18 protein-coding genes and 1 pseudogene are annotated in these 19,088 nt (G+C 33.6%); 9 read left to right on the top strand and 10 right to left on the bottom strand.

Annotated features, from left to right (window positions below):
• Positions 1-99: 99 nt before the first annotated feature.
• Both RT228_RS11570 and RT228_RS11565 read right to left on the bottom strand, forming a co-directional pair.
• Entirely contained in the window at positions 100-1,197 is a 1,098-nt protein-coding gene (locus RT228_RS11570) for an inorganic phosphate transporter (protein WP_006258592.1), read from the bottom strand.
• Between the two features lie 19 nt (positions 1,198-1,216).
• The gene (locus RT228_RS11565; protein WP_029988676.1) at positions 1,217-1,861 is read right to left on the bottom strand and encodes a DUF47 domain-containing protein; all 645 of its coding nucleotides are present in this window, start codon (positions 1,859-1,861) and stop codon (positions 1,217-1,219) included.
• A 653-nt stretch (positions 1,862-2,514) separates the two neighbouring features.
• On the opposite strand from RT228_RS11565, the gene RT228_RS11560 reads away from it, so the two are divergent.
• Positions 2,515-4,143 carry an acyl-CoA carboxylase subunit beta gene (locus RT228_RS11560; RefSeq protein WP_006258594.1) on the top strand — a complete coding sequence of 543 codons (1,629 nt, stop codon included), beginning with the start codon at positions 2,515-2,517 and terminating at the stop codon, positions 4,141-4,143.
• Between the two features lie 69 nt (positions 4,144-4,212).
• Here RT228_RS11560 and RT228_RS11555 read toward each other — a convergent pair whose 3' ends face one another.
• From RT228_RS11555 to RT228_RS11545, 3 genes are all read right to left on the bottom strand, one after another.
• Entirely contained in the window at positions 4,213-4,713 is a 501-nt protein-coding gene (locus RT228_RS11555) for a hypothetical protein (RefSeq protein WP_006258595.1), read from the bottom strand.
• A gap of 99 nt (positions 4,714-4,812) precedes the next feature.
• Complete coding sequence (locus RT228_RS11550; protein WP_006258596.1) at positions 4,813-5,757, bottom strand: YeiH family protein; 945 nt, start codon at positions 5,755-5,757, stop codon at positions 4,813-4,815.
• Between the two features lie 70 nt (positions 5,758-5,827).
• Positions 5,828-6,724 (bottom strand): LysR family transcriptional regulator, encoded by an 897-nt coding sequence (locus RT228_RS11545; RefSeq protein WP_006258597.1) that lies wholly within the window; start codon positions 6,722-6,724, stop codon positions 5,828-5,830.
• Between the two features lie 182 nt (positions 6,725-6,906).
• Between RT228_RS11545 and RT228_RS11540 the strand changes: the two genes are divergently transcribed.
• Positions 6,907-7,587 carry an aspartate/glutamate racemase family protein gene (locus RT228_RS11540; protein ID WP_058699670.1) on the top strand — a complete coding sequence of 227 codons (681 nt, stop codon included), beginning with the start codon at positions 6,907-6,909 and terminating at the stop codon, positions 7,585-7,587.
• Between the two features lie 772 nt (positions 7,588-8,359).
• Positions 8,360-8,557, top strand: a complete 198-nt coding sequence (locus RT228_RS11535; protein ID WP_006258599.1) for a heavy-metal-associated domain-containing protein — start codon at positions 8,360-8,362, stop codon at positions 8,555-8,557.
• A 60-nt stretch (positions 8,558-8,617) separates the two neighbouring features.
• On the opposite strand, the gene RT228_RS11530 is transcribed toward RT228_RS11535, so the two are convergent.
• Positions 8,618-9,163, bottom strand: a complete 546-nt coding sequence (locus tag RT228_RS11530; protein WP_225581761.1) for a hypothetical protein — start codon at positions 9,161-9,163, stop codon at positions 8,618-8,620.
• 67 nt (positions 9,164-9,230) lie between these two features.
• Positions 9,231-11,321, bottom strand: a complete 2,091-nt coding sequence (locus RT228_RS11525; RefSeq protein WP_259637878.1) for a hypothetical protein — start codon at positions 11,319-11,321, stop codon at positions 9,231-9,233.
• A 233-nt stretch (positions 11,322-11,554) separates the two neighbouring features.
• Between RT228_RS11525 and RT228_RS11520 the strand changes: the two genes are divergently transcribed.
• The 6 genes from RT228_RS11520 (at position 11,555) to RT228_RS11495 (ending at position 15,623) form a co-directional block, all read left to right on the top strand.
• Positions 11,555-12,289, top strand: a complete 735-nt coding sequence (locus RT228_RS11520; protein WP_006258602.1) for a helix-turn-helix transcriptional regulator — start codon at positions 11,555-11,557, stop codon at positions 12,287-12,289.
• Positions 12,290-12,330: 41 nt separating this feature from the next.
• Positions 12,331-12,789, top strand: a complete 459-nt coding sequence (locus tag RT228_RS11515; RefSeq protein ID WP_006258603.1) for a GyrI-like domain-containing protein — start codon at positions 12,331-12,333, stop codon at positions 12,787-12,789.
• Between the two features lie 5 nt (positions 12,790-12,794).
• Complete coding sequence (locus tag RT228_RS11510; RefSeq protein ID WP_006258604.1) at positions 12,795-13,160, top strand: DUF1801 domain-containing protein; 366 nt, start codon at positions 12,795-12,797, stop codon at positions 13,158-13,160.
• Positions 13,161-13,381: 221 nt separating this feature from the next.
• On the top strand, positions 13,382-13,714 hold the full coding sequence (locus tag RT228_RS11505) for a hypothetical protein (protein WP_225581760.1): 333 nt from the start codon (positions 13,382-13,384) through the stop codon (positions 13,712-13,714).
• Between the two features lie 2 nt (positions 13,715-13,716).
• Positions 13,717-14,007: a hypothetical protein gene (locus tag RT228_RS11500; protein ID WP_006258606.1), complete on the top strand. Its 291-nt coding sequence runs from the start codon at positions 13,717-13,719 to the stop codon at positions 14,005-14,007.
• Between the two features lie 20 nt (positions 14,008-14,027).
• Positions 14,028-15,623: a PepSY-associated TM helix domain-containing protein gene (locus tag RT228_RS11495; RefSeq protein ID WP_006258607.1), complete on the top strand. Its 1,596-nt coding sequence runs from the start codon at positions 14,028-14,030 to the stop codon at positions 15,621-15,623.
• Between the two features lie 64 nt (positions 15,624-15,687).
• On the opposite strand, the gene RT228_RS11490 is transcribed toward RT228_RS11495, so the two are convergent.
• The 3 genes and pseudogenes from RT228_RS11490 to RT228_RS11480 all read right to left on the bottom strand — a co-directional run.
• Positions 15,688-16,314 (bottom strand): 2OG-Fe(II) oxygenase, encoded by a 627-nt coding sequence (locus tag RT228_RS11490; RefSeq protein WP_006258608.1) that lies wholly within the window; start codon positions 16,312-16,314, stop codon positions 15,688-15,690.
• Positions 16,315-16,677: 363 nt separating this feature from the next.
• Positions 16,678-17,964 (bottom strand): hypothetical protein, encoded by a 1,287-nt coding sequence (locus tag RT228_RS11485; RefSeq protein WP_006258609.1) that lies wholly within the window; start codon positions 17,962-17,964, stop codon positions 16,678-16,680.
• 619 nt (positions 17,965-18,583) lie between these two features.
• A pseudogene (locus RT228_RS11480) lies at positions 18,584-19,088 on the bottom strand (hypothetical protein); the annotation flags it as partial.

Raw genomic sequence — 19,088 nt, 5'->3', positions numbered from 1 at the left:
TTAATACTTTATTGTCTGATGATTAATAATACCTATAGACTTTCAGAAAAAAAAGTGGCACATCGCTGTACCACTCTATATATCTTTTAAACTATATGCTTACATAAAGAATGTAATCAAATAATATACTACCATTGCTATAATAGCTGATACAGGTATAGTTAATATCCAAGCCCATAATAGGTTAATAGTCACTCCCCATCTAACAGCAGAGATACGTTTAGTAACTCCTACCCCGATGATAGAACCTGTGATCGTATGCGTAGTCGATACTGGGATACCTAAATGCTCAGTCACATATAACGCAACAGCACCAGCTGTCTCAGCAGCCACCCCTTCTAATGGAGTTACTTTAGTAATCTTAGATCCCATAGTCTTCACGATCTTCCATCCTCCTGATAAAGTACCTAGACCAATGAATATAAATGATGCTAACGGAACCCACCACCAGTGCTCTACGAATACTTTAAATGTATCTACTCCATCCACTAGATAAGCTTCATCCATATCTATATTAACATGATAGAAGATAACAGCTGCACCGATAATACCCATTACTTTCTGAGCATCGTTACCACCATGTCCTAAAGAGAACATTGCAGATGACACTAACTGCAAACGTTTAAACCATGTATCACATTTATGAGAATTACCATTTCTACAAATCCACATAATACCCACCGTTATAAAATAGGCTAATATCATACCTAAAAACGGAGCTCCGAAGATAAATAAGAAAATTGGAATTACTTTAGAATATACAATAACATCCTCTCCTCCAGGTGCAAAACCACCTGCATGAGCTACTGCTGCTCCAATAAATCCTCCAATTAAAGTATGCGAAGAAGAAGAAGGAATACCCAACTTCCAAGTCAATAAGTTCCAAATAATAGCAGCTACTAATCCAGCGAATATCACCTCTAAACTAATAAAGTTTTCATTCACTGACTTGGCTATCGTATTACCAATTTTAAACTCTCCAATAATATAAAGAGAGATAAAATAAGCAGCAAAGTTAAATGCTGCTGCCCATAATACAGCTTGGAATGGTGTCAACACCTTTGTAGTCACAATGGTCGCAATAGAGTTTGCTGCATCGTGAAAACCGTTAATATAATCAAACCCTAATGCTAAGACGATAATGATCATCAGCATAATACCAGCTTGATTAGTAAACATTCCTAAGAAAAAATCCATAAATAATGTTTCTGATTAATTAAGCGTATTTTACTGTAATTGTCTCAAGTACATTAGCAACGTCTTTACAACTATCTGTTGCTGTTTCTAGAGCCATCATTACCTCTTTATATTTAATAATCTCAATAGCATTGCTTTCATTCTCAAAGATGTCCGCAACAGCTTTATCAAATACTTTATCTGCTTTACGCTCTAAACGAGAGATATTTTTACTGATTTCTGCTAATGCTGTAAAATTTTTATTGTCTTTTAAGATTAAAAGCCCCTTAGCCACTTCACTACAAGCTTCTAAATTAGCCTCAGTTAATTTGCGCAAAGGTTTTGTTACTTTATCGATTTGATATAATCTCATACGAGATGCAGCATCCGATAAGTGATCCGCTATATCATCTACAGCTGTAATCAAATTGTGGATATCCTCACGGTCAAAAGGTGTGATGAAGTTTTTTCCAAGTTCTACACGTGTAGTTTGAGCGATTGCTTCTATCTCTTGTTTTAATACTTCTACATTCTTTAATAACTGATCTCTTTCTTTAGCTGGAGCATTTACTGCTTCGTTTAAAGTTTCTGAAATTTTCTTAATCTTACCTGCTGCCTTTTCAAATAATGGATAAAACACTTTATCCTTAGGCACTAAAAACTGAAAAATATTGTTTAATGACATCTTATAAATGATAATAATCGGGCGCAAAAGTAAACCTTTTAAGTTAGCTCAATGTTTCCTTAACGTTAATTTTTACGACTTTATTAATACTATTACTTTACGATAAAAACATAACTATCTGAATTACAAATATAAACCTATTTCCCTATATTAATTTAATGTTATGTAATAAAAGTACACTTTCCCCCTTATATTCTTATTTAGCGACGACAATTACCCTCATTAATTATAATTCATCACACCCTCACTTCTTTTTATCTCATTATTCACCATTCCTGATATATAATTTTAAAAGAAGACAATACTATAACCTCATTACCTAACTCACTTTTATCCCTCTTCATTTCATTATTATATCTTACTCATCAATCTACAGAACTACACTTTTATAAATCACCAAATTATACACATTTATCAACTATTCTCCTGAATCTAAACCTCCTTTTACTTCAACAACTGTCATTATAAATATTAATAAAATGAACAAAAGAAAATAGGTATCATGCTAAAAATCGCATCTCCTCATTTTTGGATAGTCAAAATTCTAGTATATTTTGTATTTTAGCGAAAACGATCAAGGATTAGTACACTATTTACTCTCTAAATATAACTTATACTAAACCACAGACAACAGTGAATCAACCCAACAAACTATGGATATAAACTTCAATAAAAACGAAGACCACAATAAGCTTTTGCTTTCTGATTTAAAAAGAAAATTAGTAAAAGTAAAACAAGGTGGTGGCGAAAAAAGAATAGCTAAACTACACGAGCAAGGCAAAATGACTGCTAGAGAACGTATCGACTATTTACTAGATGATAAGACCAATAGTATAGAGATCGGTGCCTTCGCAGGAGACGGGATGTATGAAGAGCATGGAGGATGTCCTTCTGGAGGTGTAGTGGTTAAAATAGGTTATGTAAAAGGAAAACAGTGTATCGTAGTAGCAAATGACGCTACTGTAAAAGCAGGTGCTTGGTTCCCGATTACAGGAAAAAAGAATCTAAGAGCCCAAGAAATAGCAATAGAAAATAAACTACCTATCATCTACCTAGTAGACAGTGCAGGTGTTTATCTACCTCTACAAGACGAAATCTTCCCTGATAAAGAACACTTCGGACGTATATTCAGAAATAATGCTGTCATGAGCAGTATGGGTATCACACAGATAGCTGCTGTCATGGGTAGCTGTGTAGCCGGTGGTGCTTACCTTCCTATTATGAGTGATGAAGCACTTATCGTAGACAAGACAGGAAGTATCTTCTTAGCAGGTAGTTATTTAGTAAAAGCAGCTATCGGAGAGAGCATTGACAACGAAACTTTAGGTGGAGCAACTACGCACTGCGAAATATCAGGTGTAACTGATTATAAAGCTAAAGATGACAAAGATGCCCTTGACACAATCAAAAATATCATTGATAAAATAGGAGACTTTGACAAAGCAGGATATAACCGTATCAAAGCTGCCAAACCTACTTTAGCTCAAGAAGACATCTATGGTATCTTACCAAAGGCTCGTAATGAGCAGTACGATATGATGGAGATTATCAAACGTCTAGTAGATAACTCAGAATTCGAAGAGTACAAAGAAGGGTACGGACAATCGATCATCACAGGATACGCTCGTATCGATGGATGGGCTGTAGGTATCGTAGCGAACCAACGCAAAGTAGTAAAAACTAAAAAAGGCGAAATGCAATTCGGAGGAGTGATATACTCTGACTCTGCAGATAAAGCTACTCGTTTTATAGCGAACTGTAATCAAAAGAAAATACCACTAGTATTCTTACAAGATGTAACAGGATTTATGGTAGGGTCTAAGTCTGAGCACGGAGGTATTATTAAAGATGGTGCTAAGATGGTTAATGCTGTATCTAACTCTGTAGTACCTAAATTCACTGTAGTAGTAGGAAACTCTTATGGAGCAGGTAACTATGCGATGTGTGGTAAGGCTTATGACCCTAGACTTATCTTTGCATGGCCTAGTGCTGAGCTTGCTGTAATGGGAGGTGCTCAGGCAGCAAAAGTATTATTACAAATAGAAGCTTCATCTCTTAAAGCAAAAGGGGAAGAACTAACTAAAGAACAAGAAGAAGAATTATTCAATAAAATTAAAGCGAGATACGACAATCAAGTTTCGCCTTATTACGCAGCAGCTCGTCTATGGACAGATGCTATTATCGATCCATTAGATACGCGTAAGTGGATCTCTATGGGTATTGAAGCTGCAAATCACGCTCCTATCGAAAAACCGTTTAACTTAGGAGTTATTCAAGTATAATAAAAACCTTAAAAGGGCTTTCAATGTATTTGAAAGCCCTTTTTATTATTTGAGAGTTTCTCCTTTTCATTATGGAAGCTCTGTTCTATAAGTTGTATCGTGTATGCTAAACTTACCTTTTATTGATACACCTGTTTTAGTCTTTGCCTCTAACCAACATTGAGTAAACCAAAATTCAAGTATTCGTTCTTGTTGCTCAGATAGAGTTTGCATTAACTCGTCATACATTTCTTCTCCATCTTCAGTCTCTGTCCATGATTCTTCTAAATCGTGTAAAGAAAAGTACAATTCTCTTGGAAACAAATTATCACTTAAGTTCTCTGGAATACCCATTGATATACTTGAAATAACTTGCTCTGCCTTATCCTCTGCCCAAACTACAATATCAAGTGTTTCATAGTCATATTCAAAATAAAATGTATCTACATCTCTAACAGTACATGGATCAACTAAAGGTATATATTCCCTTACAAATAAACTACATAAACTATCTATCATAGTAGGTCTTACTACTTCTAATCTATCTTTTAACCCTTTAGTGTAGTAAGCGATATACGTACTTATATTCATGATAAGTGTTAACTATTTATTGCTGATAAACTATAAAGATAATTTCTTTTGTCCAATTTAGTGTGATTTTCAATTTAAACACATTGTTTCCTATCTATTTTAATTCACATACATAATATAAAGCAGTGAAGTCACAGAGATAAATATCCACAGTCCTACTCCTTCTAATAGAGGTTTAAATCCTACAGATTTCACGGTGCGATAAGATAAAGATGTACCGATTAAGAATAAGGTCAAGGTCAATGCTGCTTTAGAAGCTTCTACGATATATGGTCCGATAGACTGTACTGCTGGGATATAAGAGTTCGCTAGCATTGCTAATACGAATAACCCGATAAAGTAAGGCAACTTCACTTTACCTCCTTTATTGTTAAAGAATACCATAGATAAGAATGCTACAGGGATCACCCATAATGCACGAGCTAGCTTCACAGTAGTAGCTACTTCTAGAGCTTGGTCACCATACTTAGCCGCAGCTCCTACTACCGAACTCGTATCGTGTATCGCAATAGCAGACCATAGCCCGAAATCTACTTGACTTAATCCTAAGGCATGTCCTATAGGCGGAAATATAATTAAAGCTACAGAGTTTAAGATAAACACGATTCCTAAAGCTACTGATATCTGCTTCTCATCTGCTTTAATAACAGGAGAAACCGCAGCGATAGCACTACCTCCACAGATTGCAGTACCTGAAGAAACCAAATACGATATTTTTTTGTCTATTTTCAACACTTTTCCTAATAAGAATCCTAGTGCTAGAGTCAAAAAGATAGAGAAGATAGTAAGTATAAAACCATCCTTACCTGCAGATATTGCGCTATACACATTCATACCAAAACCAAGCCCTATCACAGCTACTTTTAACAATAGCCCTGTTGCCTTCTTAGTCTGTTTTGCATACGGGTTCTCAAATAGCTGTGCATATACTATCCCTATCACTAGTGCTACTGCGGATGAAATAAATGGAAATAAACTAAGCAAAGCGAGTCCTACTAGAAGCACTTTACCTATTGTCTCACGAGTGTTATTTTCTGTTGTCATTTGTATCATTATTTACAGATACAAATTTCCTTCATACACTAAGGAAAAGAAAATACATAATTGTTATAACCTATAACTTTAAGTTATGATTCTGTACAAAGCGAATGAACAGTTCTACCAAAGCGCTTTCTTGTCCTTGACGCTGTATTAAAGAGAAAGTTCTACTGATATCTAATCCCTCTATATCTACAATGCTCAACTCATTATACCTCAACTCTTTTAGAATAGCGTGTACGGATAAGAATGCAACACTATCTGAGTGCATTAAATACATCTTAATACTCTCTGTACTAGAGAAGTTCATTTCATTAGTCAAATCACTTAAAGTTATACCGATCTCTTTAAGTGTAGTATCCACGACATCTAGTGTCCCTGACCCCGTTTCTCTTAATAAAAAAGACAACTCCTTTAGCTCTTGAGGTTTAATACTTCCTCTTTTGGCTAATTCATTATTGCTACTACACACCAAGACGATTTCGTCTTTGATAAAGTCAATATACTTTATCTGAGGATTTTTAGAATACCCTTCTACTAGACCTACATCTATTGTTTTGTTCAGCAGAAGATTCTCGATAGCATTCGTATTATCAGATACTACGTCTAGATGCAGATCATTTACCTTCTTTCTAAACTCTGCTAATAAGGGAGGTAATACATACTGTGATATAGTAGTACTCGCTCCTACTCTAAGGCTTCCGTCCATTTTAGCATTCAGTGCGTGTATATCGAACTCAAGATTGCGATAGATAGAGAATATCTCTTCTGCATACGTATAGAGTAGTTCACCTGCTTCTGTCAAGTGTATCTTCATCCCGTCACGTACAAAAAGTTTAGTCTGATAGCTAGCCTCTATCTCTTGGATATGCTTCGTCACAGCAGGCTGAGAAATCAACAATTCCTTAGAAGCCTTCGTGAAGCTCCCTCTCTTCGCTACTGTATAAAACACCTTTAATCTAAAGTCAAACATATCATCTCTTTTTTATCATAGAAGTAATTCTCTCTTAACATCTCCTCTTTCCCTAAACAACAAAATTAATGAATTAATATGGGTATTTTATACTATTTACACAGAGATAAAATCTGACTTATACCTATATTTGACTGTCCTTTTTAGACAAAGTCAATCCATAAAACTAAAAAACAAACTCAATGAAACGAATAGGAATACTAGGTGGTACAGCATACCCTTCTACAGCGTTATACTACACGCTATTAAACAAAATGGCAAATGAAAAATGGGGTGGATATCACTCATGCCCTATCCTCTTATACAGTATAGATTATCACAATATCAAAACTAGATATGCTAATCAATGGGATGAAGTACCTAATATCTTAAAACACGAAATCGAAATCCTACTATCGCTACAACCAGATTGTTTCTTGATAGCAAACAACACCTTACACAAAGCTTATGATGAGATCAAACAGGAAATACTAACTAATATTCCAATCTCACACAGTATAGAACTGACCAAAAAACATATACTAACGCATAATATGAAGAAAGTAATTCTGCTAGGTACACCCTTCATGATGGAAGATGATTATTTTAAATCTCCTTTACAGCAAGCAGGGATAGAAGTAATCATTCCTAACACTGAAGAAATAGCCCAAATAGGTCAATTCCAATCTATACTCGCTACAGGAGCCATCACAGAAGAGATGCGTTCATTCTTTATGACATTAATAGAAAATTATTCCTCTGTAGAAGGAGTGATTCTGGGTTGTACAGAATTGCCTTTAGTATTTAATTCACTTGATATTAAAATACCTATTATAGACACTATGGTATTACAGTGTGAAGACGCTTTTAGTAAGATATCCTAATCCGTAATCTTACAGATAATATTTCTTCATTAGACAAATCTTTAACTAAGCAGTAAGCAGGACTTATCACCTTTATGGATGAGTATATTGAGTTCTGTTTTACTGCTTATTTTCTATAAATAGAATACCTCTTCTAATCCCCATCGGAGATAATTTCTTAAATATTATCTACTCAACTCATCCCTCGTTATAATGACTCTTTTTCATAGACATATTCACTCGTATGTACTATACCCTTCTTTATTTTAGCATGTACATTATTAGAAGGAGAATACATGGAGAATAGAAGAAGCATTGTTCGACAAACATCTTCTCTGCTCCACTATGTATGGGGGTATTCTCCATGAATTGTCGAGGGATTCTAGTCAAGTGCCCTATTTTACTGGGGTTAAGGCAATATCCATATTGGCTAAAAAAAAGTCGAAAACAAATAACAACGTAAATATCAGCACTTTACAATAAAACCTATTTAAAAAAAGTATCTATGTTTTTTTAAAATAATCCCCTAAATAGACTTATATCCTCCTGATTTAGAAAAAAAACAGATTTTAAAAGTTTATTTTCCTTGATTTAAAGACAAAAAAAGACTTGAAAACAAAAAAAGGATTCCTTTATTTCTTCATAAGCAAAGAATACGGATCATCACATAGATGAAAAAAAAGACTTCATCTTACTCTTTAAAAGAATTATATAACAACTCCTTAAAATCGTATAACAACGATAATGACACACTATCCTACATTTGTAATATAAATTATTAAACAAAAAAGAAATGGCAACAGTATATCAAATTAAAGGAATGGGATGCAGTAGTTGTGTCGGAAAGATTCAAGAAGAACTAAAAAAGTACCCTAATATAGAAGCTACAGTCACTCTAGATACACATAGTATAGAGGTTAAAACTCCTGAAGTGACGAAAGAAGAAGTACAAAAGATATTAACTTCTGCTGGAAAGTATGAGATACTTTAATAAAAATAAGGCTGTCCTTTTTGAACAGCCTTATCTTTTTAAGTATCGTTATATTATTTCTTAGAACGTAGCACCTAAAAACACACCTACTACAGGATATACTTCTGAGCACTTCGCATCATAATCATTAAAGTGTCCTACACCTAACTGTACTTTATAATACATTGGTCCTACTAACTTGCGTTTTATTCCCCAATGTACTTCACTTACTAGAACACTATTTAAGGAATTCATATATTCTTCACTATCTGTACCAAAACTATACTTAGCTTGAAACCCTACATAATTACCTGAATTATTGTCTAAAGTACGATTCTTCTCTATTCTCTTATTCTTATTATAATACCAATCTAGTCCCCCTCTCAGATAAGGAATTGGCTTCTTAAAGGTAAATACAACTGACATACTATTATTCCATACATCATAACCTGCGCCTATCCCCATACCCGTCTGAACGAATATATTCTCACCTATCAAAAAATCTCTTCCTGCATCTACTCCTAAAAAACTAGTCTGTATATAGAATCTACTCTTGTACTCATTTTCTTTCTGCGCAGTCATCAACAATGGCAGTAATAACATTAACAAAACAATTAGTTTCTTCATTTTTTTATATATTTTCATCTAATATATTTACTAACAAAAAAGTAAGAAACATAATCTTTGTTTACTTTTAGAAATACTGCTCTAATATTTGAACAACTTCATTATTATTATACACTGTTTGGTAGTGAGTATGTTCTTCTCCTGCTAATCGATGAATTCTCTCTTTTATCTTATCCATACGTTGTATTAATTGTGGGATAAAATAAGCTACACTTCCCGATGGTATATCAGCCATACGCATATAATACTTAAGCATAATGATAGAAGCTTCTATCGGCATACAGTGATATTCTTCATAAGGAGTATAATCCATATCTATCAGATTATAACGCTTAAAGAATCGATTAAACAATTCTGTATTTAAAGTGATATAACGCGTATAATAATCTGTCAACTGTGGATGCTCACGCATAGCTTCTTCTATATCGACATTATCGTATAAGTGATACTTCCACAGTATCGTCCCATCTGTATACATCGACTGAGGAAGAGCTAAGAGCTTCTCTAAAATCTCTAATTGCATTGGGATTTTATAGCCTATTGGCTTATTCTGTGTAGCATATTCCTTTAATTCTAAAAAGTACTCATGCTCTTGGATAGTGCTTAATAAAGGATGGTCAAAGAACTCTTCCATATCAAATGCTCCATACATAATCGCTTTTCTCAGAGTATCTAATGCATGTTCTTGTTTTCCTTCTATACAATACATCAGTATCACATATTTATAACTATCTGCTTCTATCCATAAATAAGGTTCTACTAGACTATAGATCTTCCAAAACGGAATTAACTCTTCCTTGTCCTTCTTATCCTCATATTTCTGAACAATCAATTTAGCATAGTCACGCAATTCCTTTATTTGATAAAATACCCATGGAGTCTTACACTTTTTAGCAAACTCCTTATAATATGCAGCACTTGGTTTCTCTAGGCAGATACGTTCATCCTCTTCCATTCGCCAATATTTATTGCCATACTTATCTTGAAATAATTGTAACAATTGATCAATAGACAATCCTGTTGAACGAATAACTTGACCTTTATTATCTTCTATCAAGTACACAAACAGCCCCTCCTTATCCTCTCCTACAAAACCAGTATAAGAATAGGCTAAACCTTCTAACCTCTTTAAAAAACGAAAGCTCTGAGCATCTACCTCTAGCTTATATTGAGTATAATACACTGCTGTATCTGTGATCAAAAAGTCTGTGTGATAGGGATAACTCTCCACTCTGTAAGTTGAAAAAGAAGATTTAGAAACTACATGTCCCCAATAGTACAGATGAATACTGTCTTCTGCTAAGTAGTCTTCTGTCAGCTTAAAGGTAGTAGCATCGCTTCCCTCTATCCATTCGCCCTTCTCATCTAATACTCCTTCTTCAGATAAATAATAGACCGTCTCATACTTCGCTACTCTTTTAAACTTCTTAGGATTGGTCTTGATACACTTGCCATTAAAAATAACATGCTCTTGATCACAAGCCCCATATACCATTGGCTTAAAAGTAGCTAAATCAATCTGAGGGTACACTATCCCTCCCTCTTTACAACTAAACACCACCTTGCCATTATAATAAAAAGCTCCGAATAAGTGAATCGGGTTTAAAGGCGTTGCCTCTTTTGCAAAAACGGTTAAGTTAGCCAAGCGGTTCTTCTCTTGTAGTGTAGCTATTTTTTTGACTACATTACTATCTACCATTTTTGAATCAAACACTTTCTGCGCAAAAGGCTGATCAAAGTGTTCTAAACAACTAAAGACTAAAACTCGTAATGCTTCTAACTCTACAGCACTGATGGCCTGCACCTCCCATTGGTTATCTACTAACACCTCATAGCATTCTATTTCCTGCCAATTATAAGCATCTAATGTCAGTGCTATTACACCTGTTCTTCCCTCTTTTGCAAAAGGTGCAATGGTCTGAATACTTAGATAAAAATCTCCTCTGATAGTCTCTCTATTACCATGGTTATAAAAAGCTAAACACAGTAGTTCTTCTTTCTTTTTATTGTACTGATAACAATAGTTATCTTGACAATTATAAAGGATACATTGGTGCATCTCTTCACTAATCACAGTGATTGCTTTGGTTTTAAAAAATGCTTTATAATTAACCTCTGTTAGGTGTATTTGAGCAAAGACTCCTACTGGTTCTGCCATAGTGCGAATATTTAGAAGGTGTAAATATACTTATCCTAGATTAAGCATTGACCAAATATTACAAAGCAATTCTACTTCATATCTATTTCATTAGCTCTAAAACCACACTATAATATGCTTTGATCATTAATTCAGTCCTATTTGTATAATTCCTTTTCATTTATATGTCTATCTCTTATTCTGGGCTTATCGAAATGTTATCTTTGTCAATAAATCTAATTCTCTGTAGTCTTATGTCAGAAAGTAAACCTCGTCTAAACCGATTAACAGCTATAGTGACCCAGTTACAATCTAAGCGTATCGTAACCGCTACTGAGATAGCCGAAAAACACAATGTAAGTATACGTACGGTGTATAGAGATATCAGAACGTTAGAACAATCTGGTATTCCAATTTATACAGAAGAAGGTAAAGGATACTCTCTGGTAGATGGGTATGCTCTACCTCCTGTCATGTTTACACAAGAAGAGGCGAATGCTCTTATCACTGCTGAGCAACTGATATTAAAGAATAAAGATGCTTCTCTAATCAAACAATATCAAAATGCTATTCTCAAACTAAAAGCTGTACTGCGCTACACCCAAAAAGATAAAGCTGATCTGCTCTCTCAAAGAATAATCGTAAGAGATAATCCTGATAAAGCACAGACGAGTGATTACTTAATACAAATACAGACTGCTATTGTCAATCATCAGGTGCTTGTTATTGATTATTTGTCTTTAGAAAACCAAAAGAGTCAGCGAGACATAGAACCCTTTGCTATCTATACTACACAGGACAACTGGATATTAATAGCCTACTGTAGATTGAGACTAGACTTTAGAGCCTTTAGACTAGACTGTATCCAACACTTAAAAGATACCTTGCAAACATTCGAACCTCATCAAATCACAATGGAGCAATACTTAAAAGCGTGTAGAGAAAAATATTACCCACAAGACAACACCCCTGACATACCTATGTCATAAGGGGAACCTAACTTTGCTACATAATCTTAAACTCATGTATTATGAATCAAGTAACCTTAAAGAAATTCCACATCATCGGAATAGAAGTACGCACTACCAATGAACAAAACAAAGCAGCTAATGATATTCCCTTACTATGGGAACGCTTTTGGAAAGAAGATGTGCTAAACCGTATACCAAATAAAGTATGTACTGCTGTCTACTCCATGTACACGAATTATGAAGGGGACCATACGATGCCCTATACTACAATAATAGGCTGTGAAGTATCTGACCTATCTAATATCCCAGAAGGAATGACAGGGCATACTATAGAAGCAAGTACTTATAATAAAATAACTGCTACTGGAGATCTAACAAAAGGGTTGGTTATCAATGAGTGGTTTCAAATATGGGAACAACAGTGGGATAGAAAATACACAGCTGATTTTGAAATATATGACGAAAAATCCATGAACCCACAGGATGCTGAAGTAAGCATTTATGTAGCTATAAAATAACAATTATGAAAGAAACAGAACAATACTATTTACGACAAGAAGAACCCAATAGAGGTTGCTTACAGGCATTAAGAAACATTATCTTGCAGTTAGATGATCATGTCACAGAGTCGTTAAAGTGGGGGACTCCTTGTTTTAGCTATAAGAATCGTATGTTCTGTTTTCTCGCTTTGACTAAAGAACCTAAAACACCTTATCTATTAATAGTAGAAGGAATGCGTATAGAACATCCTTTATTAGAAATAGGAAGTAGAAAGCGCATGAAAACATTAAGTATAGATGCCAATGCTGATTTACCTATTGATGCTATAATAGATGTTCTACAAGAAGCCTTAAACCTATATCGAAATGGGGTTATCAAAACAAAGTAATTTAGACTCAGACCATTTAATAAGTGTTAATTATAAAAACAACTAAGACTAATTGCCCATACAATTAGTCTTTTTAATTCTCATAATGCATGTTAACCAAACACTAAACCCCTAATAAACAATCAATAACAACACAACGTTATCATATCAAAAAGTTTAATATTTTGTTATTGAAAACTATAAAATATGTCATACATTTGTTTATACTCAATCTAAATAAAATGCATACCTTATTATTTTCAATTACAGCATTTGCTTTCTTTATGCTATATAACACTTCTCAGAAAGTAAAATATGAGAAGAAATGTACATTAACTACCTGGATTAGGTCAAACACTAAATTATCCAAGATTATCGCTTACTCACTATTAATAATAGCCTTAACAACAGAGTCTATTTATGAAGGTCTAGGAGTAGGAAGCTTAACGTTCTTTATCTTCTTAATGTTTATTGGTTCTGCTATTCTAACATTATATCCTATGTTATCATTTAAGACTAAACACATCGTTAGTTTTATAGGGTTAGGATTATTTCTAGAACTACTAATATTTTAATTATGCCCGCAAATAAAAAGCATTTAGAAAGTTCAATTATACAACGTATACTGAAGATAACTGCAGGTCTATTCGGAGGATTCTTAGTAAGTACAACATTTCACATGTTTCTAATGTACTTTTTCCCTTCTCATCCTATTTATACAACGATGTTCGTCACAGGATATGTATTATGGACCATCTTATTCATTATGGCCTTTATCATTGGCAACGGATATAAAATATGGTTAGCCTATATCGTGCTAACACTGGTTTTTTATTCACCTTATTTAATCGCTCCAATACATACCTAAACACAAGACACATCACTATTATGAATATTAGAAATTATAATAAATACTTCCACCTACATACGATAAGTGGGATTATTATTACAGTATTACTATACATTATCTTCTTCGCAGGTTCTTTCTCTTTCTTTAAAAATGAAATAGCGAATTGGCAAAGTAATAAACCACAAGAAAAAATAGCTGTTCAATCTATCAACTACAATACCTTATTAGACTCATTAGACAATCAAATAGGATTACAGGGTAGAAATATTTACTTCCGAATGAATGATAGAAGTAGAGTCATGAGCTATAATATCTCTACTTCACAAGACACCTTGTTACCTAAAGCGAAAGAACGTGACTTCGGTCTATATGACACTGCTACAGAAGAAAAACACGGATATGAAGAATCGTATTCTTTAGGAGGATTCTTATACAGACTTCACTTTTTAGCACAATTAAATGGTCTAGTTAATATCCATATCTCTCCATTTGGTTACTTTGTAGCTGGGTTAGTTTCTTTCATTTACATTTTTGCACTTATTACAGGCTTACTTGTACACTGGCAAAAGATAGTATCTAACTTCTATGTATTTAGACCTTGGGAAAAGCTAAAAACCGTATGGACTGACCTACATACAGCATTAGGTGTTATTACCTTTCCTTTCCAATTAATCTTTGCTATCACGGGAGCTTATTTCTTATTAAACTATCGAATAGTCGCAGCTACTATCATTGCATTAGGATATGGTGGTGATGCAGACAAATTTAGCAGTGATACCACACAAGATAGAGGAGCTAAAGAGATCGTATACCAACATAAAGCCATTGATAAAGAAATAGATCTAAACGCCTATATTCTTCAAACAGTAGAAAAATGGGATGATCCATATATCTCTAATATCTCTATACTTAATTATGGGGATGAAAGTATGACTGTAGCCATCAGTGGTAGAGCGCATAATGAAAAACAGTTAAATAGTCGTGGAGAAATAAAATATCACATTCATTCAGGAGAAGTAGAAGAGATAAGTAATCCTAATGAAAATCCTGGATATAGTTATATATTCTCTAACTTAGTTTATTTACTTCACTTTGGTTCTTTCGGAGGTTTAGCGACTCGTATCGTTTACTTCTTAGTAGGGATAGCTGGATGTATAGTCATTATATCTGGAGTACTGATCTGGTTAGTGGCCAGAGATAAAAAGAATGTTCCTGAACACAAACGCAAGTTTAACTTCTGGCTAGCAAATATCTATATGGCTATCTGCTTATCTATGTATCCTGTAACGGCATTAGCTTTTATAGCAGTAAAACTAAACCCAACAGGAGGGCAAAACTTTGTTTACTCCTTTTATTTCTGGACTTGGTTAGCTATCACGATCTTATTAAGCATCAGAAAGAATATTTATAAAACCAATAGAGACTGTTTATTAGTCGGAAGTATTATTGGTCTTACTATTCCTATCTTTAATGGTGTCATGACAGGTAACTGGATATGGGTAAGTTGGGTTAAAGGTTATTCTGATATCCTGCTTATTGATTTATTCTGGATCATCGTTCCACTTATCACACTATACTCGTGGAAACTAGTCAAAGATAAGCAAGAGAAAAAATTAAATACAGCAGTAGAATAGTTTACTCATTATTTCTATAAATCGAAAAAGCCTTTATATGATAAAACATATAAAGGCTTTTTACTTATCTAGTCTTTAACCATCCTGTAATGCTATAACGAGTATGATTTACCATCTTCACCTCGTGTTCTATACTCTTACTGTCAAACACGACAAGGCGTCCTGGTAAGGCATGTACAATCTCTTCTCTTTCATTTCCATGTTCGTCTTGTAGGTAAAGTGCTAACTCTCCGCCATAAGCTGGAGTCCATTCTTGATCATTCAAATATAACACTACAGACAGCGTTCTACGGCTATCTGATTGGAAAATATCTAAATGACGCTTATAACAAGTACCTGGAGGATAACACGCATAGTGAAACTCTCCTTCTTGAATACCTAGATAGCAAGTTCTGTTTACATATTCTAAGAAGTGATTCACTTTATTGAAATACATCTGCTCTACTTCATCAGGTTCTTTCTCATCTAACCATAAGATAGAGTCTCCTCTAATTTCTTCTACTATTTGTTCGCTACTTGCCTGCCCTATAGCTGCTTTTTTAAAACTGTGTAAGTCTTGTTTTAAAAGCAAATTTGCTCTTAACAAGTTGATCTCTTCTTCCGAAAAAAAACAGTCAACCACCGAGTATTTACGATTCACTAAATCGTCTATTATTAACTCATAAAATGGATTTAATTCAAAATCACCCATACATTAACAAATAAAAAGTACACAAATATAATTTACAAGACAAAAAAATCAACACACAAAAAGGTGTTTTTTTAAGCCAATTCACTGTTAATATGCACTTTTACAGATTTGATAATTCAAGAGGTTTCAAAAGCTTTTATCGAAGAGAGTATTGGCATTTTTTTAGAATATTTTGCAGGATTTTCATCAATATTCCACATCCTTTTACATGTCAAATAACCTCTTTAAAGTTATGAGGCTATAATTGCTTATAATAAAGATCAAAAACAGACTCAAAGCATATCAAATGAGCATATTATTATCAATAAAAAAAGGAAACTATAAGCTTCCTTCTTCTATATTTTATTTCTTTATAAATCATTATTATTGATTACTTTTAGTGCTAATTTGGGGATTAGCTATAGCTCCACAAGCAATACCATCAATAGTAATAGCTGTAGGACGAGACTTACCTCTTTTTCCATTACTTCGATTATCCCCTTCAATAGTATAGTAGACCTCAGCCTTATCCCCTCCTACGATATCCACAGCATCTACACCTGTTGCCTTTTTCCCTTGTGCAGCTACAGTATTATATATTTCTTCTTTTACAGTATTCTCTTTTAATATCTCTGTGATATTCTCTACTACAGTCTGCTTCACATCTATAGTAGCCACTGGTATATCCTTACTTCTTCCATCGAAGAAAAGATACTTTCCATCTTTAGTCGATTCGATACGTAGGGTATTAGAATCAAAAGATTCTCCTACAGATCCCTCTATAAATTTTCCGTCTTTGTCAAAACAAGCTTCGTTATAATATGTCAAAGTACCATTACCATTATCTTTTAACAGCGTAATTGCTTGGTTCAGTGACAAGATTTCTTTTATAGAATCATCCGTAGCACTTACCCACTGTACATCTCCATTCTTAGCCGTAATTAAAAAAGTACCTATTGCACCAGGTGCTATTTTATTAGGTGTAATACCTTTCTCAGCTACAGAGACTTGCATTGGGTTTAATACAGCCTTCCCTCCATTATCGATCTTGATAGAAGTATCTGCTGGAGTAGCTGCCTTCCCATTATTAGCTACATTAGTATATATTTCATTAACGACTTGTTCGTCTTTCAGTATCTCTGTAATATTATTAATAACACTGCCTGTCACATCGATAACCTGTGCTACACCTGCCTCATTCGTATACGTATATATACCATTTGCACCTTCCTTAATAGTGGTAATGATATTCAAGTCTTTAATAGGAGTGTTCACTTTTCCTCCTTTAGTATCTTCTAATACTAAGTCATCCCCTTTAACACCTAATACTTTATTTCGAGGAAAATTGTCTATATTATCAATAACGTCCTGATTATTTACTAATCTAACCCATTCTTTTCCTTTCCAATAGTAAAACCCAGAAGTAACCACACTATTCTCTGTTGTATTAAACACCAATAAGCTAGTCTCTACATCCCCTTTGTTTATAAGTGATTTATCGGTTAAGTCTTTTAAAGGAATACGCGGAATCAATACCCCTCTATACTCACCTGCATCTGCTTTTAACTCTAATAATGCTGATTTGTGCGGTGCTCTTATCCCAATACCAACTTGTGAAAAAGCTAATCCACTCATCATTAAAACTCCAATAGTAATTACCTTTTTTTTCATATCTCTTTGTTATAAACTAGCCTAAAAGTACTCAATTATTAACAATTTTTACAGCAATTAAATATCGTTTTCACAATCGTTACAAGATTCGATTTTAATAATTAACAACAATTACACTGTTTATAGAATACTTTTTTATTAATTTATTAAATCTTAAAATTTAACTATCAACTTTCGTTTAGCTACTTCTAATTTTTAGTTTTAAAAATATTTGATTTTTAAAACTTTTATACCCATATCGTATTAATTTAAGCAAATATCAATATAGATACAGCACAGATTAGGTATATTAACGATTAATCAAATCTTAAAAAGATCTACTATTAAAAAGCCAAAAATCATACCATAAATGGTATGCATATAGAGATAAATGAAATCCTATTATTTGTTTTAAACCCTTACCTGCTATTTGTTTCTAAATAAAAAAAGCAATAAGAAGAATTCTTCTTATTGCTTTTTTTTATTTCTCTTACTTGTATATTTAAGGAGTAACTATTTCTGTAGATACATATTTTAGTACAACAATATAATTTTTAGCCACTGGCAAAGTGTTATAAAAATTACCACTACCAAAACGGAATTTAACAGATGTATTTTTACTATTAGTTACACCATTAATTCATAATTTATTACTACTATCATAAATATGAGCTGTTAATAAATAATCTATATTACTCAATGGAATAGCCTTTATTTCTGAATTATACGTTAAGCTTGTCCCTGGAGGGGTTTCTACTTCTCCATTTATAATTCTAACAGTATAAACTCTTTGTCCCTCAACAGTTTCATTGGTCGCTATTGGTTTAGTAGTAATTTTTATATCGCTACCTTTCAAAGTTTCCCATTGTGGTTTACCATTTATATCTGTTACTAAATGCATATTCTTTTTCTCAGGAACAGTAGCTAATTTATCTATTGTAAGAGTACTAGGTGCTATCTTATCATTATCAATAGATTCTTTTTTAATCGACAAATTTACTCCTTCAAGAAGTGCTCCTGTGGCTAGCTGAGTTCCTGTTGTAGCATCCCCTACCACGATAATACCATCAGTAGTTAAATCAGCTTTTGTTGGTTTAATATCACTTTTAAGTGCCCACTCTACTCCACCTGTAGCATTAGTAGTT

It is taken from the genome of Myroides sp. (assembly GCF_032073645.1).
Taxonomy (GTDB): Bacteria; Bacteroidota; Bacteroidia; order Flavobacteriales; family Flavobacteriaceae; genus Flavobacterium; species Flavobacterium odoratimimum.
The sequence above is the reverse complement of the archived record's forward strand: the minus strand, read 5'-3'. Positions and strand labels throughout refer to the sequence as shown.